The 22,497-nt window shown below is 70.9% G+C and carries 21 protein-coding genes and 1 pseudogene; 11 read left to right on the top strand and 11 right to left on the bottom strand.

Annotated features, from left to right (window positions below; genetic code table 11):
- Positions 1 to 2 precede the first annotated feature (2 nt).
- From ACFYRY_RS08600 to ACFYRY_RS08640, 9 genes are all read left to right on the top strand, one after another.
- Positions 3 to 1,019: an alpha/beta hydrolase gene (locus ACFYRY_RS08600; protein ID WP_389141587.1), complete on the top strand. Its 1,017-nt coding sequence runs from the start codon at positions 3 to 5 to the stop codon at positions 1,017 to 1,019.
- Positions 1,020 to 1,061: 42 nt separating this feature from the next.
- Complete coding sequence (locus ACFYRY_RS08605) at positions 1,062 to 2,300, top strand: glycosyltransferase (protein ID WP_389141589.1); 1,239 nt, start codon at positions 1,062 to 1,064, stop codon at positions 2,298 to 2,300.
- A 169-nt stretch (positions 2,301 to 2,469) separates the two neighbouring features.
- Positions 2,470 to 2,712: a hypothetical protein gene (locus ACFYRY_RS08610; RefSeq protein ID WP_389141591.1), complete on the top strand. Its 243-nt coding sequence runs from the start codon at positions 2,470 to 2,472 to the stop codon at positions 2,710 to 2,712.
- Positions 2,713 to 2,825: 113 nt separating this feature from the next.
- Positions 2,826 to 3,128: a DUF6207 family protein gene (locus ACFYRY_RS08615; RefSeq protein ID WP_389141593.1), complete on the top strand. Its 303-nt coding sequence runs from the start codon at positions 2,826 to 2,828 to the stop codon at positions 3,126 to 3,128.
- Between the two features lie 257 nt (positions 3,129 to 3,385).
- On the top strand, positions 3,386 to 3,664 hold the full coding sequence (locus ACFYRY_RS08620; RefSeq protein WP_389141595.1) for a hypothetical protein: 279 nt from the start codon (positions 3,386 to 3,388) through the stop codon (positions 3,662 to 3,664).
- Between the two features lie 335 nt (positions 3,665 to 3,999).
- Positions 4,000 to 4,257 (top strand): hypothetical protein, encoded by a 258-nt coding sequence (locus tag ACFYRY_RS08625; RefSeq protein WP_389143672.1) that lies wholly within the window; start codon positions 4,000 to 4,002, stop codon positions 4,255 to 4,257.
- A 339-nt stretch (positions 4,258 to 4,596) separates the two neighbouring features.
- On the top strand, positions 4,597 to 4,875 hold the full coding sequence (locus tag ACFYRY_RS08630) for a hypothetical protein (protein WP_389141597.1): 279 nt from the start codon (positions 4,597 to 4,599) through the stop codon (positions 4,873 to 4,875).
- A 246-nt stretch (positions 4,876 to 5,121) separates the two neighbouring features.
- Entirely contained in the window at positions 5,122 to 5,370 is a 249-nt protein-coding gene (locus ACFYRY_RS08635; protein WP_389141599.1) for a hypothetical protein, read from the top strand.
- 677 nt (positions 5,371 to 6,047) lie between these two features.
- A complete protein-coding gene (locus tag ACFYRY_RS08640; RefSeq protein ID WP_389141601.1) occupies positions 6,048 to 6,665 on the top strand; it encodes a hypothetical protein in 618 nt (205 codons plus the stop codon).
- Positions 6,666 to 6,718: 53 nt separating this feature from the next.
- Here ACFYRY_RS08640 and ACFYRY_RS08645 read toward each other — a convergent pair whose 3' ends face one another.
- Both ACFYRY_RS08645 and ACFYRY_RS08650 read right to left on the bottom strand, forming a co-directional pair.
- On the bottom strand, positions 6,719 to 7,984 hold the full coding sequence (locus tag ACFYRY_RS08645; RefSeq protein WP_389141603.1) for an NAD(P)-binding domain-containing protein: 1,266 nt from the start codon (positions 7,982 to 7,984) through the stop codon (positions 6,719 to 6,721).
- Positions 7,984 to 9,243 carry an ATP-grasp domain-containing protein gene (locus ACFYRY_RS08650; RefSeq protein WP_389141605.1) on the bottom strand — a complete coding sequence of 420 codons (1,260 nt, stop codon included), beginning with the start codon at positions 9,241 to 9,243 and terminating at the stop codon, positions 7,984 to 7,986. Before ACFYRY_RS08650 ends, ACFYRY_RS08645 begins: the two co-directional genes overlap by 1 nt.
- Positions 9,244 to 9,456: 213 nt before the next feature.
- On the opposite strand from ACFYRY_RS08650, the gene ACFYRY_RS08655 reads away from it, so the two are divergent.
- Positions 9,457 to 10,869, top strand: coding sequence for a glycosyl hydrolase (locus ACFYRY_RS08655; protein WP_389141607.1), 1,413 nt, complete (start codon positions 9,457 to 9,459; stop codon positions 10,867 to 10,869).
- A gap of 32 nt (positions 10,870 to 10,901) precedes the next feature.
- Here the strand turns inward: ACFYRY_RS08655 and ACFYRY_RS08660 are convergent.
- The 9 genes and pseudogenes from ACFYRY_RS08660 to ACFYRY_RS08700 all read right to left on the bottom strand — a co-directional run.
- A pseudogene (locus tag ACFYRY_RS08660) lies at positions 10,902 to 11,996 on the bottom strand (GNAT family N-acetyltransferase); the annotation flags it as partial.
- A gap of 2 nt (positions 11,997 to 11,998) precedes the next feature.
- Complete coding sequence (locus tag ACFYRY_RS08665) at positions 11,999 to 12,658, bottom strand: lipopolysaccharide biosynthesis protein (protein ID WP_389141609.1); 660 nt, start codon at positions 12,656 to 12,658, stop codon at positions 11,999 to 12,001.
- Positions 12,655 to 13,806 (bottom strand): glycosyltransferase, encoded by a 1,152-nt coding sequence (locus ACFYRY_RS08670; protein ID WP_389141611.1) that lies wholly within the window; start codon positions 13,804 to 13,806, stop codon positions 12,655 to 12,657. Before ACFYRY_RS08670 ends, ACFYRY_RS08665 begins: the two co-directional genes overlap by 4 nt.
- A 2-nt stretch (positions 13,807 to 13,808) precedes the next feature.
- On the bottom strand, positions 13,809 to 14,573 hold the full coding sequence (locus ACFYRY_RS08675; RefSeq protein ID WP_389141613.1) for a polysaccharide deacetylase family protein: 765 nt from the start codon (positions 14,571 to 14,573) through the stop codon (positions 13,809 to 13,811).
- Positions 14,557 to 16,407, bottom strand: a complete 1,851-nt coding sequence (gene murJ, locus ACFYRY_RS08680) for a murein biosynthesis integral membrane protein MurJ (RefSeq protein WP_389141615.1) — start codon at positions 16,405 to 16,407, stop codon at positions 14,557 to 14,559. The genes ACFYRY_RS08675 and murJ overlap by 17 nt, the downstream gene beginning before the upstream one ends.
- Positions 16,404 to 17,759, bottom strand: a complete 1,356-nt coding sequence (locus ACFYRY_RS08685; RefSeq protein WP_389141617.1) for an O-antigen ligase family protein — start codon at positions 17,757 to 17,759, stop codon at positions 16,404 to 16,406. Before ACFYRY_RS08685 ends, murJ begins: the two co-directional genes overlap by 4 nt.
- A gap of 6 nt (positions 17,760 to 17,765) precedes the next feature.
- Complete coding sequence (locus ACFYRY_RS08690) at positions 17,766 to 19,193, bottom strand: exopolysaccharide biosynthesis polyprenyl glycosylphosphotransferase (RefSeq protein ID WP_389141619.1); 1,428 nt, start codon at positions 19,191 to 19,193, stop codon at positions 17,766 to 17,768.
- The gene (locus ACFYRY_RS08695) at positions 19,190 to 20,371 is read right to left on the bottom strand and encodes a glycosyltransferase (protein WP_389141621.1); all 1,182 of its coding nucleotides are present in this window, start codon (positions 20,369 to 20,371) and stop codon (positions 19,190 to 19,192) included. Before ACFYRY_RS08695 ends, ACFYRY_RS08690 begins: the two co-directional genes overlap by 4 nt.
- Positions 20,372 to 20,420: 49 nt before the next feature.
- A complete protein-coding gene (locus tag ACFYRY_RS08700; protein ID WP_389141623.1) occupies positions 20,421 to 21,569 on the bottom strand; it encodes a DUF3344 domain-containing protein in 1,149 nt (382 codons plus the stop codon).
- Between the two features lie 443 nt (positions 21,570 to 22,012).
- Between ACFYRY_RS08700 and ACFYRY_RS08705 the strand changes: the two genes are divergently transcribed.
- Positions 22,013 to 22,291: a hypothetical protein gene (locus ACFYRY_RS08705; RefSeq protein WP_389141625.1), complete on the top strand. Its 279-nt coding sequence runs from the start codon at positions 22,013 to 22,015 to the stop codon at positions 22,289 to 22,291.
- The last annotated feature ends 206 nt before the right edge of the window (positions 22,292 to 22,497 follow it).

Raw genomic sequence — 22,497 nt, forward strand, 5'->3', positions numbered from 1 at the left:
CCATGTCATCCGCCCGCAGAATGCTCACCGGCCCGGCCCGACTCACCGGGCGTTCACTCCTGGCCTGTCTCCTGCTGCTCACACCCCTGTACGGCACCGTCGCGGCCGCGGCGGGAAACGGTGAGCGGCAGGCCTCCCGGTCGGCCGGCACCGGCGCCCGGATCACCCACGTCGACGAACTCGACGACCGCACGGTGGACCTGACCGTCCGGTCACGGGCCATGAGAGCCTCGGTACCGGTCCGGGTGATCCTCCCCAAGAGCTGGAAGAGCGAGCGGGACCGCACCTTCCCGGCGGTCTACATGCTGCACGGAGGGGCGGACGACTACACCTCCTGGACGCGCGAGACGGACGTCGAGGAACTGGCGGCGAACTCCGAGGTACTCGTCGTGATGCCCGACGGCGGGGAGCACGGCTACTACTCCGACTGGTACGACGGCAGGCCCCGCTGGGAGACCTTCCACACCGTCGAACTGGTCCGGCTCATGGAGCGGAGTTTCCGAGCGAACTCCTCCCGTGCGGTCATCGGCCTGTCCATGGGCGGCTTCGGAGCGCTCAACTACACGGCACGTCACCCGGGAATGTTCCGCTACGTCGCCTCCATGAGCTCGTACGTCGACCTCGACGACCCCACGGTGCGTTTTCTTCTGCGTCTCGGCTCCGTCATGGACGGCGTCGACATCAATCGCGTCTGGGGAGACCCGAAGAGACACGGCGACATCTGGCAGGCCCACAACCCGGCCGCCATGCCGGGCGCCTTCCTCGGAACGAAGGTCCACCTGTCCGCGGGAGACGGAACGCCCGGACCACTGGACGAAGGCAATACGTCCTCCGCGCTGTGGGTGGGCTCGGTATCCGAAGCGGCACTCCCGGCATCGCTGACGAAGTTCGCCGAATCGCTCCGCTCCGCGGGTGTCGACGTCTCGACGAACCTCTACGAACCCGGAACCCATTCCTGGCCCTACTGGCAGCGCGAACTGCACAGCATCTGGCCCACGGTGACCGGGGTACTCTCCTAGCCAACCGGGCCCTCCGCGGGTACGACCAGGAGCGAGGCAACCATGGGCCGGACAGTGGTGATCTTCGCCGCGGGGTCGCGTGGGGACGTCCAGCCGTGTCTGGCACTGGGCAGGGCCCTGACCCGCCAGGGCGATGCTGTCCGCCTGCTGGCCAGCAGCCGCTACCAGCGACTGATCACCGGGGCGGGGCTGCGGTTCCACGCTCTCCCGGCGGACCCCAGCGAGATCATCGAATCACCCGAAGGACAGGAACTGCTGGCCGGCCGACGCAACCCGGTGGCCTTCATCCGCGGCCTCAACCGGATCATGCGGCCACTGTTCGCCCGTCTGCTCGCCGAGACCCAGGCGGGTGCCGAGGGAGCCGACCTCGTCCTGGCGCCCACCTTCGGCCTGCTCGGCGTCCACCTGAGCCAGTACCTGCGCGTCCCGCACGCCCTCGTCCACTTCCAGCCCAGCCAGCCGACGGGAGCGTTCCCCCACCCGTTCACGCCGGCCGCACGGTTCCTCGGACCCGTCGGAAACCGCCTCAGTTACGAGGCGGTCGACCTGGGAGCGTGGCTGGCGTGCCGTCAGTTCATCAACACCTGGCGCAGGGAACACCTCGCCCTTCCCGCGCTGTCCCCTTTCGCACCGCACCGCCGGCTCCGCCGGGCCCCCGTGCTGTGTGCGTTCAGCCCCACCCTCGTACCCCGCCCGCCCGACTGGGGACCCAACGTCCACCTGACCGGCTTCTGGCACCACGACCAACCCCTGTGGAAACCGCCACGGCGCCTGCTCGACTTCCTGGGCGACGGACCGCCGCCCGTGTACGTGGGCTTCGGCAGCATGAAAACCAGCGATCCCCAGGCCACCGACCGCGTCGTTCGCGCCGCACTGCGGCGGGCGGGACTGCGCGGGGTCCTGGCCGGAGACCCCGCGACGAGTGACGACGACATGCTCGCGGTCGAGGAGACCCCGCACAGCTGGCTGTTCCCCCGCATGGCCGCGGTGGTCCACCACGGCGGTGCGGGCACCACCGCCTCGGCACTGCGTTCCGGAGTGCCGTCCCTGGTCTGCCCGTTCTTCGGCGACCAGCCCTACTGGGCCGACCGGGCGCACCGCCTCGGCGTGGGGCCCACGCCCCTGCCCGCCCGGCAGCTCACCGTCCCCGCTCTCGCCGACCGCCTGCGAGCCGTCACCGAGGACAGCGACCACGCCGAGGCGGCCCGTCGGCTGGGCCGGGCGCTGACGGCCGAGGACGGGGTCGAGCGCGCCTGCCAGGTCCTGAACCAGCTCGCATAAATCGGCTCATCTGCCGCTTCCCTCACGGGAGTGACGTCTGGACTGCGCGGCCGCCCGCATGGGCAGACACCGCCCGGAAGGTTGCTGCGGCAGTGGATCGTTCCCCCACGGCACTGCCGCGGCGACCCTCCGGTCGCATCTGTGCGAGGGGCGGGTCGTTGAACTCGTCATGAGGATGTGGGACGAGGACGGGTCCCCGGCGGACTTCGCCGGGCTGACGGTCGACGACTGGCTGGACATCGGCCAGGGGGACTGCGGTTGCTGCCGCACCCTCCCCGCTGCCGTCCCCACCGCCGACTTACCCACCAGGTGCGACAGCGTGCGGGCGACGATGGAGTGGGCACGGATCGTCATGCTTCCGGTGGCCGTCATCACCGTCCTGGCCGCGCTGACGATGGTGGCAGTGGGCTGACCCGGCCCCGCACGGGCACCCCGGCGGACGGTTCCACGGCGTTGCTGATCTCGATCGGGTGAAGGTGCCAGGTGGGGAGAACGATCACGTCGGCGAAAGGCGTCATGGCCGACATGAAACCGATTCAGGACGTGCACATGGCGGAGCCGGGTCTGCTGGTCGTGGATGCCGCGGCCGCCGATGAGGAGACAGCGCTCGCCTTCCACCGGGCGGTCGCCCATCGGTGGGCGACCGCGGCCGCCGACGAGAAGACGGCGATCGCCTTCGAGCGCGCGGTCGCCGAGCCGTGGACGGCCACGACCACGCCCCCGGCCGCGACCGTGTCCGGCGAGCGGGCGCCCCGGGTGCCTCGCCAGTCCGGGGTGTGGCTGCGCTTCTACCTGGACCTGCGTGAGGAACTCGGCACCGGACGGTGACCGCGGCCGACCCGGCCACCGGCCGCCCCGCGCCGCTTCCCCCTGCTGATGGGCAACCCGCGCCAGGTTCGCCGTAAGCAGGCCATTACGGCCGCCCTATTTCCCTGACTACTGCCGTACAGCCGCCTTCTCTGGTTGTCCTAAAAGGTACATAAGTCAACAGGTGACACTCAATCGGGTGTGTCGGAAATAGCAGGTTAAGAGAGGCCTGTGTTAGCGTCTGTGACGAGTTGGACACGGTCCGTAAGGAGGGTCGTGTGTGTGAAGGGATCGGAGACGTGATGCACAAGTTCAAGAAGGCTGCGGCCGTAGCGGCCATGGTCGGCGGCCTGGGCCTCGTCGGCAGCGGTGTTGCCAGCGCCAACGGCGGCCACGACTACGACGACCCGTTCGATTTCGCCGTCAACAACCTGCAGGTCGTGAACTGCGACCAGGAGTTCGACGGCGGCCTGGCCTTCGCCCCTGTCGGTTCGACCACCGGTGACACGGAGCAGAACATCGGCAACTTCTGCACGGTGATCGGCTCGATCGACTAATTGCAGGATGCCGTGTAGGCCAGGTCTCATGCTTCCGGTGCGGGACCTGGTCTTCAGTCCTTGTGGTGTCTGACGCCCCGTTCAGGGTGCGAACAGGAAGTGCCTCCGATCGGCGCGGACGAGGGCCCATGTGGGTTCTTGCTCCAGCGTCTGACGGAGGCACTTTGTTTTTCAGTCTATTTTTCCTATCTCACCGTAAAACGCATATAGCTCAATTGCCTTCACTCAATCGGGCGTGTCGGAAATAACGGATTAAGGGAAGTCTGTGTTAGCGTCCGTCGCGAGTTGGACACGGTCCGTTAGAGGGCCGTGTGCGTGAAGAAACCGGAGACGTGATGCACAAGTTCAAGAAGGTTGCCGCCGTAGCGGTCATGGTCGGCGGCCTCGGTCTCGTCGGCGGCGGGGTTGCCAGCGCCAACGCCGGGCACGACCTCGACGACCTGGTCGGCGCGGGCGGCAAAAACCTGCAGACCGTGGACTGCACGCAGACCTACGAGGGCGCCGGCCTCGCCGAAGTCGAGCTCCCCGACATCACCGGTGACGTGAACCAGAACTTCGGCAACTTCTGCACGGTGATCGGCTCGATCGACTGATTGCAGGACACGCGTAGGCCAGGTCTCGCACTTCCGGTGCGAGGCCTGGCCTTCCGTCCGAGGAAGAGCCTCCGACAGTGCGGACGAGGGCCATATGGGTCCATGTTCCAGCGCCTGACGGAGGCGTTTTGTTTTTGGGTCAGCCGGCCACTTTGAGCCCGCGCTCGCCCACCGCGCCCCGCGCACTTCCGTATGAGACGCAAGTGAACTTTGAAGCTTTCCATAAAAGGCACATAGATTAACTAGTAGTACTCAAACGGGCGTGTCGGGAATGGTGCAATAAGAGAGACGCATGTTAGTCTCTGTGACGAGTCGGACACGGTCCGTAAGGAGGGTCGTGTGCGTGAAGGAATCGGAGACGTGATGCACAAGTTCAAGAAGGCTGCGGCCGTAGCGGCCATGGTGGGCGGTCTCGGCCTTGTTGGCGGCGGAGTCGCCAGCGCCAACGGCGGCCACGACTACGACGACCCGTTCGACGGTGGCATCAACAACCTGCAGGTTGTCGACTGTGAGCAGAGCTTCGACGCCGGCGCCGCCTTCGCCCCCATCGGTTCGGTCACCGGTGACACGGACCAGAACATCGGCAACTTCTGCACGGTGATCGGGTCGATCGGCTGATTCCGGGACGCCGTAGGCAGTTGGGTCTCGCACGTCGAGTGTGAGACCCCGCTCCTTGGTCCTCGCCGCGTCTGGCGTCCTGCTCACCTGTCGGCTCGGGGTCGCAGGGGAAAAGGACGGGATTCGCGGAGCAGGGGATGTCGAGGATCAGAATCCAGGCGTCCCCTTTGCTGTGCCGATCTAGTGCTGTGCTGATCGAGGCCACGACGATGTGAAGTGGCCGCGAGTCAATCTATGGAGAATCGCGTGCGCAGGTTCAAGAAGGTCATGCTGGTGACCGCCGCCATCGGTAGCATCGGTCTGACGGGTGCCGGGGCCGCCCAGGCTCACGACGCCGGCGGTGACACCCCCGACTCCACCACCGACAACGCGCAGTTGTTGAAGTGTGAGCAGGAATTCACCTCCTCCCTGATCACAGTCAATGCGCCGGTCACCGTCCTGGGTGAAAGCGTCACGAACATCGGTAACTTCTGCACGCAGGTCGGTCCACGCTAGTGATCGATTGATGTGTCGATCCAATACCGCCAGCGGCCATCCTCCGGATGGCCGCTGATGCTTTTCCGGGAACCGGGAGGAGGAGCGTTTCCCGGTATCTGGCCGGGTGTGCGACGCGTGGCACTTCTTGTTCGCTCCGATATGATCCGATAAACTCCATTCCTATCAGCAGCCATACAGGACCATTCGGATTAATTTCCATGGCTACTCGTCCGTAAGGGTGTCATCCACTTGATCGGGCGGGTTACTGCTGATGCAACATCGGTTCCATCCCTGTGTTGAAGAGAATGTGAGCCGACATCGCGCCTCGGAGGGAATGTGAGTGGTGTGATCATTTTTCCGCGTTGTCCGGAGACCGGGAAAGCGTCGTTTCGCACTGAATCCGAGGCGAGAACCTGGCTGATCAAGCAGCCGCTGCTGGACAGGATCCCGGATCGTATTTACCGATGCTCGGACTGTCGGTACTGGCACTTCACCGGATCCCATCACCTGACCAGTCAGAAGATCAAGTTGCAGCGAAACCACGGCAGGCGTGAAGCCGCCTCCCGGCGTAACGGGAGGCGGAACAGGCACTGAATCGCCGCATCGGCACGTCAGTCCTGGCCACGGTACGTAACGGCCGGCTCCACAATTCCGGGCCGGCTTTTCCCACTTCCCTGATGAGAAAGACGACGAGAGTGCGACAGAACCTGAGCAAGGGAATGGTCGTGACCGCCGCCGCGACGAGCATCCTGTCCCTGTGCGTCACCCCGGTGTTCGCGGACTCGGCCTCCGAGGGGCCCCCAGGGGCATCGCTGGGCGCCGTGTCCGGCACGTCCGCTGCCCTTTACGACGACAGCGGTGGCAGCGGCTACGGCGATGACGACGAGTCAGTCGCTGACGACGGGTCAGGCGATGACGCCACATCAGGCGTCAGTGGCGGCTATGGCGATGACGACGGATCAGGCCTCGATGACGGTTACGGCGATGACGGCGGCGACGAGTACGACGGCGGCTACGGCCAGGACTCGGACGAGCCCGGCGGCTACGGTGACACACCGCCCCAGCCCCCGAAAACCCCCACCACGCCACGCGTGTCACCGCCTCCCCCCAAGCCACCGGTGACGTCGCTGGCACCGGCTCCCCCGCCCCCCGTCAAGGTGGCGACGCCACCTGCCCCACCCGCGACGAAGCCGCTCACCCTCGCCGAGAGCGGCCCCAGGGAGAACGCGTTGGCCGTCTCGGGACTCGCCGCTCTGCTGCTGACCAGCGGCACCATCCTGTATCGACGAGGCCGAGCCGGCTTCTCCCGATAGCGCTCCGTTCGGGTGCCGGACCAAGCGAGTCCGGCACCCGGCACCCCCCTTGGTCAGAGGGGCGTTCTCCAGGGTGCCGCGCTGCGGCCTCCGCTCAGCGGTACCGGGACCTTCCCGGCGGGCGGCGCGGTGAGCAGTCGGCGGCGTACCCCTCGTACGAGCGTCGCCGCCGTGAAGGTCGCGCCGTGCACGAACCGCATGGACGGGCCGAAGGCGGAGGCGGTCAGCAGACCCGACAGGAACAGGCCCGGGTACGAGGACTCGAAGTCACGCCCCACCGCGGGGGAACCGTCGGCGGTCGTCAACAGGCTCCGGCGCAGCTCGGGGGAGAGCAGCCCGAGCCGGTCCGCAGTCGCCCGGAACCCCGTGGCCGCGACCACGTGCTCGGTCTCCAGGGAGCGGGTCTCCCCAGTCCGGCTCACCGTCTCCAGACGGACGCCGCCCGGCACCGCACGGGCCGCGGCGACCTCGCAGCCGAGCAGCGTCTCCACCGTCGGCTCGACCCGGTCCCGTACCCACCAGGCGCCCGCCGGTCCGAGCGCGGTGGCCGCGATGCCGACCCGGGTCGGCTCGGGGAGGCGACGGAAGAGGTCCGGGCACTCGGCGTAGAACCAGTTGCGCCAGCCGCAGCCGAGGCCGCTGTGCGGGGTGCGGGCCGACCGCCACCACGGTCGCTGTGCGGGCGGCGGCACGTCGTTCCAGCGCAGCCGTTCCGCCCGCGCCAGTACCCGTACCCGTGTGCCCTGTTCGGCGAGGAGCGCCGCGGTCTCCAGGGCCGCCTGGCCGCCGCCGATCACCGTGACGTCCTTGCCGCGGAAGCGGCCGAGTTCGCTGTGGCAACTGCTGTGCGTGACGAGGGTGGGGTGCAGGCCCCGCAGCGGTGACGGCATCTGGGTGAAGGGCAGCACGCCGACCGCCAACGCCACCGTCCGGGCACGCAGCACCTCCCCGTCCTCGGTGACCGCCTCGAAACCGGCCGGGTGGCCGACCACCCCGCCCACCAGGCGCTCGTCCACCTCCGGCACGGCGTTGCGCGCGAACCACAGGCCGTACGCCGCGAACGTCTCCACCGGGATCGGCTCCGCGTGACGCGCCACGAGGCCCCGGGTCGCGCAGTACGCGTCCAGGCGCCAACGACCGTCCGGATCGGCGAGGTTGGAGGCCCACGGCTCCGACTTCAGGAACATGCCGCGGGGCATGTGGTCCCGCCAGGACGCCATGGGCCGCCCGAGGATCCGCAGGTTCAGCCCCGCGGCCGCCGCGTGTGACGCGATGGACAGGCCGTACGGGCCGGCGCCCACCACCAGCAAGTCGTACATCAGTGACTTCTCGCGTTCTCTTCGTCGGACAGGGACGGTGCGCCCGCCTGGCGGCCCACCCGGGCCGGCACGGGCGCCGCCGGGGCCGCGCGCAGCCGCTCTCGCACCCGGCCGGTCACATGACGGCACCACAGGGCCCGCATCGCCCGGCCGGGAGCCCGGTCGTCCGGGGCGTGCCAGGCCAGTTCGCGTCCGCGGGGCGCGGGTCGAAGCGCGGCGAGCGGTGCGTAGTTCTCCACCACGAACGACCGCCCCACCATCGGCGCCCCCGCCGGGAGCTGCCGGTGGGTCAGGTCGAGGTGCAGGGCGCGGACGACGTCCAGTCCGGCCGAGTCGGAGAAGAGCCGGAACTGGGCACCGGGGCGCGGGTTGAAGTCGAGCAGGTGGTAGCTGCCCGTCGTGCCGCACAGGCGGAAGTCGAGGTCGAAGATCCCGCGGTAGCCCAGCTCGCCGATGAGCCGTTCGGCGAGCGCCCGCACCTGCGGGTTGTCCGTCCAGCGGCCGACCACGGTCAGGCCCGCCCCGCGCGGCCAGGCCCGCTGCTTGCGCCCCGGACCGCCCGCGCGCACGGCGCAGAAGCGGTCGGCGTATCCGTGGAAGAACCAGTCGCGGTCCTTGCCCGGCGGCAGATACGCCTGCAGCAACAGCGGGCTGCCGGCCTCCTCGACGCGCAGATAAAGCTCCGTCGCCTGCTGTACGGATTTCACCAGCACCGTGCTGTGCAGTCCGCTCCCCGAAGGCAGCTGCCAGGGCCGGCTCCACTTCGCCACCATCGGCAGCCCCAGGTGCCGGGCGGCGTCGACGGCCCGCGCCGGGCTGTCCGGGACCAGCGTCACCGGGTGCGGGATGCCCACCGACGCGCATACGCGGGCCAGTTCGGCCTTGTCGGCGACGCGTTCGGGCAGTGCGCCGGGTGTGGCGGGCAGCAGATAGGAGGGGGCGAGCTCCTCGCGCATGCGGCACACGGCGACCGCGCTCGCGTCGTCCATCGGGACCAGAACGGCGGGACGCGCCACCCGCTCGGCCACCCGGCGCAGCACGTCGGCGATCTCGCCGGGGGACGCCCCGGGCGGCGGCGGGGGGTGCATTTCACGGACGAAGCGCGAACTGGTCACGGGACTCCCCGCGGAATCGGCGACCACATGCACCTCCACCCCCGCTCTGCCGAGCGAGCGCACGGCTCCGAGCGTTCCGTGGTGAAAGGGATTCCGGTCGATCCGCAGCAGAACGGCGGGAACGCGGGTGTCGAGCAGTGGCACGGGCTTCATTCCTTCGGATCGGCTCACCCTTACAGGGGAGTGAGGTACTCGAAAGCCGTAAGGCCGGTGGCGATATTCCATTTTGTGTGACTAACTGCATGTGACTGGTTGTCAGTAGACCGACCACAAAGGCAGCAGAACATCAGCGGCACAATCAGCGGCAGAAGCAGAACAAAAGCAGAGGACAGCGAGAGAGCGGGGAGAAAAGCAGGCATGGTTCCACAGCATCGCCGGACCCGGACCAGGCGGCTGACGGTCGTCGCCGCGGCAGTCGCCCTCTCCAGCACGCTGGCGTCCGGCGCCAGCTTCGCGGGGATGCCCCCGTTCCCCGATCCCTCCGCTCCGACTCCGGCCCTCCCGGCCCCCATGGCGCAGATGCCGCCCGCGGTGACCGAGCCCGCCGCGCCGCAGGCACCGCAAGAGGCCGCGCTCACCCCGGCGCCCCAGGAGGCCGCGCTGCCCCCGGCATCGCAGGAAGCCGCGTTCCCCCCGGCAGCGCAGCAGCCCGTGCTCACACCGGCAACCGGGAGCCCGCCCCTCATCGAGCCGCCGCAACCGGCCCCGGCGACCCCTTCGGTCGACGGGCAGACGACCGGGGTACCCGCGCAGGAGAGCCCCGCGTTCGGTGCCTTCCTCGACTCCGGAACCCCGGGCGTCGCGCGCATGTCGCAACTCAGCCGGTGGCTGGGCGGTGCCGAACTGCGCGTCGGGCACAGCTATCTGCCCGGCGACCGCTGGAGCAACATCGAGGGCGCTCCCGGCTTCCTCGAGGGGTGGGCGCGCTGGCGCAGGGCGAAGGACGACCGGATGTTCGTCCTCAACGTGCCCATGCTGGAGCGCAACGAGGAGGGTGTCTCCGACGGTGAGGTCGGGTGGCTGCTGCGGGAGGGCGCCAACGGACGCTTCGATCAGCACTTCCGCGCCCTCGGTGAGCGGCTGGTGGCCTTGGGTGTGCCGGACACGGTCCTGGTACTCGGCTGGGAGATGAACGGCACGACCTACACCCATCGCTGCGGGCCCGACCCGGAGGCCTGGAAGGCATACTGGAACAACATCGTCAACGCCATGCGTTCGGTGCCGGGCCAGGAATTCCGGTTCGATTTCACGCCGAGCCGCGGCCGGGACGCGATTCCCTGGACGGAGTGCTATCCGGGGGACGACACCGTAGACATCATCGGCATGGACACGTACGACCAGCCGCGGGGAATTTCGTTCGACGAACAGGTGACGGAGCCCTACGGACTTCAAGCGCACGTGGACTTCGCGCAATCCCACAACAAGCCTATTTCCTATCCAGAATGGGGGCTCTTCCGCAATGGCGACAACGCCGAGTACATGCGGCGGATGCTCGCCTGGATGGATGAGCACAAGCCGCTGTACAACACGTTGACCGACTACTGTCCGCACGGTGTCTGGCAGTGCCCGGCCAACCCCGGTTCCTCCCAGGTCTATCAGTCCGTCCTCTTCGGTCGGACCGGCGACCCGGCGACGCTGCCCGCGCCCACCGCACCTCCCACGTCGTTGCGTCCGCTGGGCTGTTCGCCGCTGCGCCTCGGTGACTGGGCCGAGTTCTGGCTCCGCCGCAAGGCGTGCCTGCCTCTCGACAGCTGGTCGCGGACCCGATAGGGCTCGCCGGTGACCTCGGGTCCCGTCGAGGGCCCGCCGTCACCGGCCCGCTCCTGGAAGCGACTCAGTAACTCCTTGCCCCGCCGACGCGCGGCCACGTCGCCGATCACCGCCGACATCAGCGGCGCCGTGCGTCGCCGGGCCAGCAGCAGCCGCTGGTTGGCGACGGGTTCGGGACGCCAGTGGTGCTTGTAGGGCTCGTTGCCGCGCAGCAGGCTGAGCGTGCCCGGCCCGCCGACCGCCGTGTACTGGGTGCACGCGTCGAGGAGCATCACCGCCACGTCCGCCTTGCGTTCCCGCAGGCGCGGATGGGCGCCGTACAGGTATCCGCCCGTGAGCCGCGGCGACCGCAGCGTGAGGTCCACCGCCACCACCTCGTCGTCGAGCCGGAACTCGGTGACCACCGCGTCGCCGCGGCGCGCCATCGGTCCCACCGAACGCACCAGGTGCTCGCAGAAACGCGTCTGCAGATGCTCCGACGTCACCCTCCGGCCCTGCCACTGCAGCCGGTGCAGTTCGAGCAGCCGCTCGAGTGCCGCGCCGACCTGGTCCGGCGCCACGACGTGCCGTTCCACGCCGAGCGACCTCAGCTTGCGCAGCTTGGCGCGGGCACGCTGGGCCTTGCCGGAGGGCAGCCGCGACAGCAGCTCGTCCATGGGCACGGCGGGCAGCTCCAGACACAGGGAGTCCGGCATCCGTCGGCGCGGCCCGCTCCAGCGGTCGTAGACGTGCTCGACCGCGCTGCCCGGCCGCACCTCGCGGAAGTCGATCAGCGCGGTGCGGGCCGCGGCCGACAGTGCCTGGGCGAGCGCGGCGGCCGCCCCCTCCGCCCGGCCGTCGTCGATGAGGACGTCCCCGTAGTCGGAGATGGGTCCGCCCAGCGGTACCAGCGTGGGCACCGGGGCACGCCGGAGCATCAGCGGTGCGGCGGCGACAAGTTCGGCGCCCTCGCGCACGAGCACCAGCCGCAGTCGGCCGGGTCTGCCGTACGACAGCCACCACGAGTGCAGCCAGGCGTGGTTCTGGAACGGGGTCGCCGCGCCGCACCGCTCGTACAGCCGCCCCCAGTCCGCAGCCACCTCGGCGAAGGCACGCGGGTCGGTGACGAGTTCCGTCGTGTACGTCACCGTCACCGCTGTCCGTGCACATCGGCGGCGGAGGCCGGGCCGGGTACCGAGGCGGGGCGGGCCAGCTGGTCGTCCTCGGTCCGCCTCGGCCGTACGAGCAGCGCCAGACCGCCGAGCAGGCCGCCCGCGCTGGTGCCGACCAGAGCGGTCACCACCGGTGACGCGGACGTCGGGTCGGTCGGCCGCACCGCTCGTGAGAACAGCACGAGTTCGACGTGGGTGGTGCTCTTGGTCGCGTTGGCGTGCCGGGTCAGCGCGCGGGTGACCGCGTTGGCCATGTCGGCGGCGAGGCCGGGGCGCGGGGAGGTGGCCGAGACGGCGACCATCGGCGCGTCCGGCGAGGTGACGGTCCGCACGCTCCGCCGCAGCGTCGGGACCGGCACTCTCGCCCAGATCTGGGCGTCCCCGAGCACCGCCAGCTGGGTGGCGGCACGGCCGTACGCCTGTGCGAAACCGAGGGCGGAGGCCGGGTCGGACTTCGAGGTCGGTACCGCGACGACATAGCTGGTCGCCGTGTACGTGGGGTCCTTGACCGTCCCGTAGGTGCCGCCGACCAGGCCGCCGGCGAGCGCGCCGGCCGCGAGCAGCGACCAGGGCCGCAGGATTGAGGTGCGGGCCGGGCGGCCGGGCTGCCGGTGGTGTCGGGCGAGGTTGTCGGTCATGACGAACTGGCTCCCTGAGGTGAGGGGGGCGATGATCTGGACAGGGCCGTCGCGTACACGTTCATGAGCCGGGCGGCACTGCGGGTGATGTGGTAGCGGTGGGCGGCGTCCGGGGCGGTACGCGGCCGCGGCCCGGCCGCGCGCACCCCGGCCACGGCACGGGCGTACGCCTCCGGACCGCCGCGCACCCGCCGGGCACCGGTGGTGGCCTGCGGGGGGAGTTCCTCGATGGCCGGGCAGGAGCCGTAGAGCACGGGCAGCCCCGACGCCAGGGCCTCCACGACCGCCAGCCCGAAGGACTCGTCCTCGGAGGGGGAGGCGAGCAGATCCATGGCGAAGGTGAGGGAGGGCAGGTCGGGGCCGGGGGAGCCGTCGGGGACGTAGGGGCGTTCGCCGGCGAACAGGACGCGGTCGGCGACGCCGGCCTCGTACGCCGTGCGGCGCAGGACGCTCTCCTCCGGGCCGCCGCCGACCAGCAACAGCCAGTGGTCGTCCGGCAGTCGGGTCATCGCCTGGATCAGGACGTCGAAGCGCTTGCCCGCGCTGAGCCGGCCGATCGCGCCGACGACGTAGGCGTCCTCCGGCAGGCCGAGGCGTCGGCGGGTGTGGTGGCGCCGGGACGGGTCGAAGCGGAAACGGGTCACGTCGATGCCGTTGGGGACGACCTCGATACGCGGGGCGGGCACGCCCCAGCGTCGGAGGCGGTCGGCGACCGCGGGGGAGACGGCGACCGTGGCGGAGCCGAGGCGCTCGCTGGCGAGGTAGAGCGCCCGGACACCCGCCGTCAGCTTCCGGCCCTCCATCTGGCAGTCGCCGAGGGAGTGTTCGGTGGCGATCACGGTGCGGACGCCGGCCAGACGGGCGGCAAGGCGGCCGTAGACGCAGGCGCGGTAGAGGTGGGTGTGCACCAGGTCGTAGCCGCCCGCGCGGATCAGGCGGACCAGGCGGGGCAGCGCCGACAGGTCGCGGTTGCCGTCTATGCCCAGGTGGTGCACGCGGACGCCGTCGGCGATCAGGCCGTCGGCGACGCTGCCCGGGTTGGTGAGGGCCACCACCTCGCAGTCGGCGGTGAGGTGCCGCAGCAGCAGCCGGAGCTGCTGTTCGGCGCCGCCGACGCCCAGGCCGGTGATGATGTGCAGAACCTTCATGGTCACAGGCCCTCTACGGGGCGTCGGCGCAGTCGGTGCAGCTTGTGCTTGAGGTGCAGCCGCCAGGCGGTGTCGTTCTGGCCGATGTGCAGACGGGGCAGGGCGTGCGGGCCGGTCAGGGGCCCGGGGTCGATGGCGCAGGCATAGCGGTACCCGGCCTCGCGCACGGCGGAGACGGCGCGCTCGTCGACCGTGCCGTACGGGTAGCAGAAGCTGTCGACGGGCGCGCCGACGATCTGGGCCAGCTGGGTTCTGCTGTCGGTGACCTCGGCCTTCAGGGTGGCGTCGTCGGCCCGGGTGAGATCGACGTGCGTCAGACCGTGCGAGCCGATCTCCACGCCCGCCGAGGCCGCGCGCCGGATGCCGTCGGCGGTCAGCAGCGGCTTGCGCGGGCCGAGCGGGTCCCAGGAGTTGACGCCGCCGAGCCGCCCGGGCAGGACGAACAGGGTGGCACCGCAGTCCCATCGGTGCAGCGCCGGAAGGGCGTGGTCGAGGAAGTCGGCGTATCCGTCGTCGAAGGTGAGCCCGACCAGGTGCCGCCCCTCGCCCCGGGCGCGGGCGGCGAACAGCTCACGCAGGGACACCCCGCGCAGCCCGCGCCGGCGCAGCCAGGCCAGCTGCCGCTCCAGCCGCTCGGGAGTGACCGTGATGCGGTACGGGTCGTCGGAGCAGTCGCCCACGGAGTGGTACATCGCCACCCATGGGAGGGGGCCGGGCCGTGCCGCGGGGCGGCTGTCGGTACCGGCGGATTCAACGGGAGCGACCATGCCTCAGCCTTCGTGTGACGGTGCGTACGGAATGAAGCGCGGACGTGCAGCCCTGGATCTCCAGGGCCAGGCCGAGCACGAGGAAGACGGCGGCAACGGTCACGCATCCGGCCGCCAGGCCCACCACCTGGGACTGGGGCGTGCCCGCGGCGACCGTCCCCGCGGCGGTCGCGACCCCCGCCGTCAGCACCAGCCCGCTCAGTTCCGACAGCACCTGTCGGGTGCGGATCGGGACCCCGCGCGAGCTGCTGTACCGCGCGGCTCTCGTACGCGTTTTCGGTTTACGGTGAGCGGCCCGGTGGCGGCCCCGGGAACCCCGCCCGCGGCGCGAGGGCCGTGTCGGTGCGGTGTCCGGGCCCGGCCCTTCGCGCCTTCGCGCTCCGCGGGCGCCTGCCTGCCCCGTCGGTGTGCCCTTCGCTGTGCCCTTCGGTGTTCCCGGAGGGCCGACGAGCAGCAGCGCGGCCGTGAGGGTGATGCCGGCGGCGTTGGCGGTGGCGATGCCCGACACGCCCCAGGTGCCCACGGTCCCCGCCCCGATCCAGAAGGTCGCGCCGAGGCCGGCGGCCATCGCGACGGTCGGATACCAGGCGGGCCGCCCCGCCGAGAAGTACGAGCGCATCAGCACCCCGACCAGGGTCTGGCCGAGCAGCCCGAGGGCGTACACGCGCATGACGCCCGCCGTAACCGCCGTGTCCTGCGCGGTGAAGGCGCCCCGTTGGAAGAGGATCGCGATGATCTGCGGGGCGCAGGCGATCACCACGGCCGCGCCGACGAGCACCATGCAGGACGCCAGCGCGAGGTCCCGCTCGACGCGGGCGCGGGCCCGTTCCGTGTCGCCGTCGGCGAGCGCCCGCGTCACCACCGGGAAGGTGACCGTGCACAGCATCAGCGAGAGGGTCATCGGGATCTGAGCCACCTTCTGCGCGTAGTTGAGGTACGAGATGGCCCCGGCCGGAAGGGTGGAGGCGAGGAAGCGTTCGATCAGCACCTGGGACTGGCGGCACATGGCGAAGAGGAGAACGGCACTGATCAGCCCGAGGTTCTTCGGGGGTGCCTCGACCGCGACCCCGCTGGGCGCGGACGGGTGACTCCTCAGCTGCCGCCACAGGGACGGTAGTTGCACCGTCACCATCAGGCAGCCGCCCACCGCCACTCCGGCCGCCGCCGCGCGCACGCCCCAGGCCCCGCCGAGCAGGAACATCGTGCTGATGATGCCGGTGTTGTACGCCACGTAGATCGCGGCGGGCGGCAGGAAGCGGCGGTGCGCCCGCAGTGCCGCACTGCAGTACCCGGCGAGCCCGAACGTCAGGACACAGGTCGCCGTCAGCCGGATGCAGTCGGCGGCGAGGCGCGGATCGGGCAGGCCGGGTGCCAGGGCCTCGACCAGGTAGGGGGCCACGCCGATGATGAGCGCGGACACGGCGACGAAGCAGAGGGACAGCCGGGGCAGGGTGCTGGCGACCAGGGAACGGACCGGGTCGCCGCCGGCCCCCTGAGCGCGCCGGACCAGGGCGAAGCTGAACGCCGGGATCAGCGCCATGGCCAGTCCGTCCTCGATGAGCAGCGTGGCCGCGAACTCCGGCACGGTCCACGCGATCAGGAAGGCGTCCGTCTCGCTTCCCGCCCCGAAGAGCCGGGCCAGCGTCTGGTCCCGCACCAGGCCGAGCAGTGCCCCGGCGACCGACAGCGACGCCGTGATCAGGGTGGCCTTGGCGAGGAACCTCCGGGTGTGCCCGGTGAGGTCGGTGCCGTCCACGGGCTGCGCGGTGGCCCGCGCCGGGGGTGCGCCGGCCGTGTCGGCCCCGCGCCCCGCAGCCCGCGGCGTCACGGTCATCGAGCCACGGCCCTCTCGGCGGCCGCGTCCACCGGAGCCGGCGTCCCGGTCTCCGCCTCACCGCTCCCGGCCAGCGCCCACCACGCCACCAGCCCGAAGCACACGCCGGTCAGCACGGTGGCGGGGCCGCCGATGTCGGCGTACAGGAAGTCGGTGAGCTTCCAGATCAGCAACCCGCAGGCGACCAGCGCGCAGTCGAGGCCGTGCGCCCCCTGCCTGCGTGTCCGCACCAACGCCCGCAGCCCGCAGACCACCAGGGCCAGCCAGCTCCCGACGAGGGCCAGCAACCCGATCAGACCCTGCTCGCTCAGCACCAGCAGATACATGTTGTGCGGCGACAGCAGGGGCTGCCTCCGGTACCCGGCCCCCGCGCCCTCCGTGTCGCTGAACGACGACAGCGCCGGTGAGGCGTACGCGTCCCGGTATTCGGGAAAGCCCTTCAACCCGACGCCGGTCAACGGGTGTTCGAGCCACATGTCGGTCGCGGCCGCCCACATCGTGTAGCGGTCGACGACGGACTGGTCGGGGGCGTCGGCGACCTGGCCGATGCTGTCGATCCGCTCCTGCAGCAGCGCCGTGCCGACACCGAGGCCGCCCACCAGCACCACGCCCGCGGCAACCACCACCGCGGTCACCTTGAGGGCGCGTCGCAGCCCGGCCAGCGCCAGTTGCGCCGTGCAGGTCACCGCCGTCGCGATCCACGCGCCCCGGCTGAACGACAGCGCCAGCGGCAGCAGCAGCGCCAGCGCGCACAGCGCGGCGACGGCCCGCTGCCGTACGGACGTCAGCCCCAGCGCGAGGCCCAGCGCGCACACCACGCCGATGGCGACCACCGTCGCCATGCCCATCACGTCCTGCGGCCCGAACGTGCCGACCGCCCGGATCGGCTCGCCCTGGTACGAGGCGCCGGTCCGGGTGACGTACTGGTGCACGCCGACGGCCCCCTGCACGAACGCGATCCCCACGAACGACCAGGTCAGCAGCCGGAAGTCGCCCCGGTCGCGGATCAGCAACAGGACCGCCGCCGGGACGAGCACGAAGATCTGCAGATAGCGGACCAGCCCGGCGGCCCCGGCTCCGGGCGCGTACGACCCCGCGGCGGCCAGGGACAGCCCGACGACCGGCAGACCCAGCACCACGGCGGCCGTACGCGACAGGTCCCGCCGCCCGTCCCGTACGAGACGGATCGCGCAGTACAGCACCATGAGCCCGGACACCGCGTCGGCGGGCCCGGGGCCGGCGTCGCCGCTCGGGGACAGCGGCACCGCCAGCAGGACGAGCACGGCCACCACGGGCAGCACCGGCGTCAGCAGGATGCCCCGGCGCGCCAGCAGCGTCAGTGCGAGGCTCACCGGCTCTCAGCTCCCCGTCGGACGCACGAACGTGGCCGCGGTGCGCAACAGGATGCACACGTCCTGCCACAACGACCAGTCGTCGATGTAGACGTTGTCGAACCGGCAGCGGTCCTCGATGGACGTGTCGCCGCGCAACCCATGGATCTGGGCGAGCCCGGTGATGCCGGTCCGCGAGCGGTGACGGGCCGCGTAGCCGGGATGTGTCCGGCTGAACTGCGCGACGTAGTACGGGCGTTCGGGCCGCGGCCCGACCAGGCTCATGTCGCCCCGGAGCACGTTCCACAGCTGGAGCAGTTCATCGAGCGAGGTGCGCCGCAGCATGCGGCAGAACCAGCTCATCTCGTGTTCGTTGGCCACGCTCCACCGGGTCGCCGCCTCGTGCTCGTCGACCGGGCGGTGCGTGCGGAACTTCAGCAGGGTGAAGGGCACCCCGCCCTTGCCGACGCGTTCCTGACGGAACACCACGCCCGGCCCGTCGGTGATCCGCAGCGCCACCGCGCAGACCAGCAACAGGGGGCTGACCAGCAGCAGCAGCGTCCCCGACACCAGGACATCGAGGATCCGCTTGCCCGCGCTGCCGCGGCGCGTCGCGGACATCTCAAGGCGCCGGCAGGGGAATCCGGCCAGCCGCTCCTGCGTCGCGTACGACGGGGACTCCGCCTCGAGCTCCCACACCACGCAGCCCCGCTCGGACAGCGCGCGCAGCAACCGTCCCTGCTGGGACCGTACCGAGGGGTGCACGGCCAGCACGGTCCGCACGCCGTTCTGCACGACCGCCCGCTCGACCTCCGCACCGGTCGTCAGGACCGGCAGGCCCTCGGCGCCGTCCTGCCGTTCGGCCACGATCCCCACCGGCCGCACTCCGCACCGCGGATGGCGCAGCACTGCGGCGGCCACGCGCTGCGCGGTCGCCGCCGGACCGATGACGAGCGCGGCGTGCGGATGGCGCAGCAGCGCCGCGCGCCACCTCGCGTGCACGGTGCCGCGCAGCACGCAGCCCGCCGCCGCCTGCACGACGAAGCCCACCAGCAAGTCACGCGCGGACAGCGCCTGATCCGGCCGGTACGCCGCCACGAGCGTCGCGAGGGTGAGCCAGGCCAGCGCGGTCCGGCCGCAGACGGTGGGCAGTTCGTCCAGGGCCCCCGGCGGCGACGGGCGGGTGCGGTGCGGTCGCAGCACCAGCGACGCGGCCACCAGGAGGGCCGAGGGGAGCGGACGGAACTGAGTCACGGCCAGGGTGACGGCGCCCAGCAGGGCGGCCGCGCCGTCCGCGACGAGCAGGGACATCGGCGAGGCCGGCCGGGCGGGCGGCCTGCGGGGGGCGAACCGTAACCCCGGGGCGGCGCCGCGGGACGGCATCATCGCGACGGGCGGGAGTGGGTGATCCCGGGTTTCCGTGCCGGGGGAGGAGAGGGCGCTTTCCGCGGTCACGAGTGGATCGACTCCCTAGGCTCTGGGGGCACGACACCTGGTGCGGGCCGCAGGCTGATCAGGTCGCGATAGACGTCCGTGACCGCCTCGGCGGTGTGCCGCACGTCGTGCGAGGACAGGACGTACCGGCGCCCCTGGCGGCCGAGCGACTCGCGCAGCCGCGGGTCGAGCAGTAGGTCGGTGACGGCCCTGGCGAGCGCCGCCGGGTTCTCGGGCGGTACCAGGCAGCGGGCGGCCAGCTCGGGAGGCAGGCTCTCGCGGGCACCGTCGACATCGCTGACCACCACGGGCCGCCCGCAGGCCATCGCCTCCAGCGGGGCCAGCGCCATGCCCTCCCAACGGGACGGCAGAACGACGAGATCGGCCGCCTGGTACCAGGGGACCGCGTCGGTGACGGCCCCCGCGAACAGCACGGAGGCCGGCGCGCTCGCTTGCAGCCGCTCGCGGTCCGGCCCGTCGCCGACCAGGACGAGACGCGCGCCGGGCGCCCCGCCGGCGACGGTGTCCCACGCCGCCAACAGGACGTCCTGCCCCTTCTGCCGGCACAGCCGCCCGACGCAGACCACCAGCGGCGCGCCGGGATCGACCCCGTGCAACGGGCTCAGCCCGGCCCGCGCGGCGCCGACCTGGGCGGGGCAAAAGCGCCGCAGGTCGACGCCGTTGGGGATGACACTCCACCGTCCACTGATCCCGGCACGCTCACCGGTCGTGCGCTCCGCCTCGCTCACGCACACCGTGCGGGAGGCCCAGCGCGCACCCCACCGCTCCCACCGCAGCGCGAGCGCCGAGGTGGCCCCGCCGACGGCCTCGAAGGACCAGGCGTGCGGCTGGAACACGGTGGGGATGCGCCCCCGCACGGCGAGCCGCCCGGCGAGCCCCGCCTTCGCGCTGTGCGCGTGCACCAGATCGGGACGCACCTCGTCGATCACTCGTGCGAGGTGTCGTACCTCTCGCACGAGTGACGGACCCGGCGACCGCGTGGCGTGCCAGTGCCGTACGTCCGCGCCCAGCGGCCGGAGTTCGGTGCTGAGCGCCCCGTCGGGGCAGACCACCGTGACGGCCAGACCGGCCGCGAGTTGCTGCCGTACCAGGTCCGTCACGACGCGGGCGACCCCGCCGTTCACGGGTTGGGTGAGGTGAAGGACGCGCGATCGAGAGTCGGACGGTGGCGGATGCATGTGCGATGTCCTCGGCTCACGCTGGCACTCGGAACGGGGGGAACGCGTCTCACTGCTTGGCGTCGACGGCGACGAAGAGCACGCCGGTCCAAGCCGCGTCCCGCTGCGAAACGAGCCGGAAGGCCAGGTGGTCACCGCCGTGCCGCAGTCCCGGCTTGAGGTTGAACACGTCGGAGTCGTAGCCGAGGGTGCCGGAGTAGGCGGGCACGCGCTGCGACTGCACCTTCCCGGGCTCGCTGATCGTGGAGTTCAGGACGTCGTCGCGGGGGTTGCCGGCGTTGGTGAGGGCGGTCACCGTGGTGCGTCGGGGCGCCGGGGCGGAACGTACGTCAGTGGTCGTGAGGGTGAGGCTGTCGCCCTTCGCGCCGCGGTCACCGTCGTACGTCACCAGGCCCGCACGGCCGCCCGCGTTCTTCGGGAAGCGCAGCCCGGGCAGCCGGACCTCCTGCGCCGTGCCGGACTTCAGCGCGTCGAAGCCGTCCCAGACCGCGAGGTGCCGCAGCGGCGACTTCGCGTTCTCGTACGCCACCACCAGCGTCCAGCCACCCCACGCGCCGGCCTTCGACTTGCCCTTCGCCACGTTGACCTGCGCCACCGTGTACAGACCCGGCCCGCTTTCCCGGACCATCTTCGTGACGTTCGCCGAGGCCTGGAAGGCGTCCGCGCCATGCGCGGCGCGGTGGCCGACGACGGTGTCCGCGAGGACCTCCCGGTACTCCCCGCCCTGTTCGGCGATCAGCACCCGCCCGTTGTCCTTGGGCAGCTTCTGCTCGCCGACGCGCAGGTTGCCGCCCCAGTACAGCCGGGCGTAGCTGACCCGTGAGTTCTTGGGCAGACGGACCTCGGCGCGGGAGGAGTTGTAGGTGTTCGCGTCCTTGTCGACATCGACGTACGTCATGTCGAAGTCGCCGTTCACTCCGGCCATGCCCTCACGCGCGGCCGGGCAGGAGCGCGCCGCCGCCGGCGCGAACCCGCGGGCCTCCTGCGGCGTACGGCAGCTGATGGAGACGTTGGCCGCGCGGACGATGCCGCCGTGCTGGAGCGCGTGGTAGCGCTGGGCGAATGCGACACGGCCCGCCTCCGGCGACGGCGGTGCGGTGGGCGTGACCGCCAGGGCACCGGAGGGAGCCCAGATGCCGGCGAGGGCGAGGGCGCCCACGGTCGCACGGCGCACCAGGGGGGCTAGGGAATTACGCATGACGGCGTTGCCCTTTCGGGAAAGGTTCGGTGTTCAGAGGGCCAGCACGAAGGCGAGGAGCGCGCGACAGCGGCGCGCCGGAAGCCCGCGCCACTCTAACCGCTATCGGCGGTAATCATGTTAAGCCCGGCAAGTGTGTTGGATCGGTGAAGTCGGATTTTTCCGAAATCGTCTTATCGGTACGGATGAGGAGGGGATACGGGCGGGTCGGAGGCGGCGGCGGTAGCTCGTCGGCAGCCTCTTCCGTGCGGTCGCCTGCGGTGACCGCACCCAGTTGGCCCAGCCGGTGAAGCACCTGAACGAGGTCCTTCAGAGGGGTTTGGGGGATCTCATATGAGGACTCGGCATCTTTCGCGCGCAGGGTTTCCGGACCGGTCGGCGCTCGTTGTGCACGGCGTCAGAAATTCTCTCCGGCGACTCAGGTCGTCGAAGAAAGGAACACGATGAAGTCTCTGAAGGCTGCCGCTGTCCTTACCGGGTCCCTGGTCCTCGCCGGTGCCGCGCCAGCGTTCGCCCTCAGTGCGACCGACGTGGCGCACGAGAGCCTCAACGAAGCGGTGACCACCCTCAACAACGGGCCCGTGCACGTGAAGCCGCTCGAGTCGTCGGATGCGCTCGACGTCAAGAAGAAGAAGGAGCTGCTCCTGAAGGCGGTCAACCGCTCGAGCACCGCCCTCGGCAACGGCACCCCGCTGGTGGGTGGCCTGCCCCTGCAGGGCTGACAGCCACCCCGGACGCGATGCCTGCCGCTTCCTGATTCCCAGCGCTTCTGGCATTTCCCGGTGGTACGTGGCAGAGGGCCGATTCCGCGCCGCGCGGAGTCGGCCCTCTGCGTTGCCTGCCGGGTGCCCGTGCTCGCCCGTACCGGTCCCACCCGCCCGCAGTACCGACCGCCGCACCGTGAACCCCTCTTTCGTGTGGTTATCTC

This window comes from Streptomyces sp. NPDC005263, assembly GCF_042872365.1.
GTDB lineage: Bacteria > Actinomycetota > Actinomycetes > Streptomycetales > Streptomycetaceae > Streptomyces.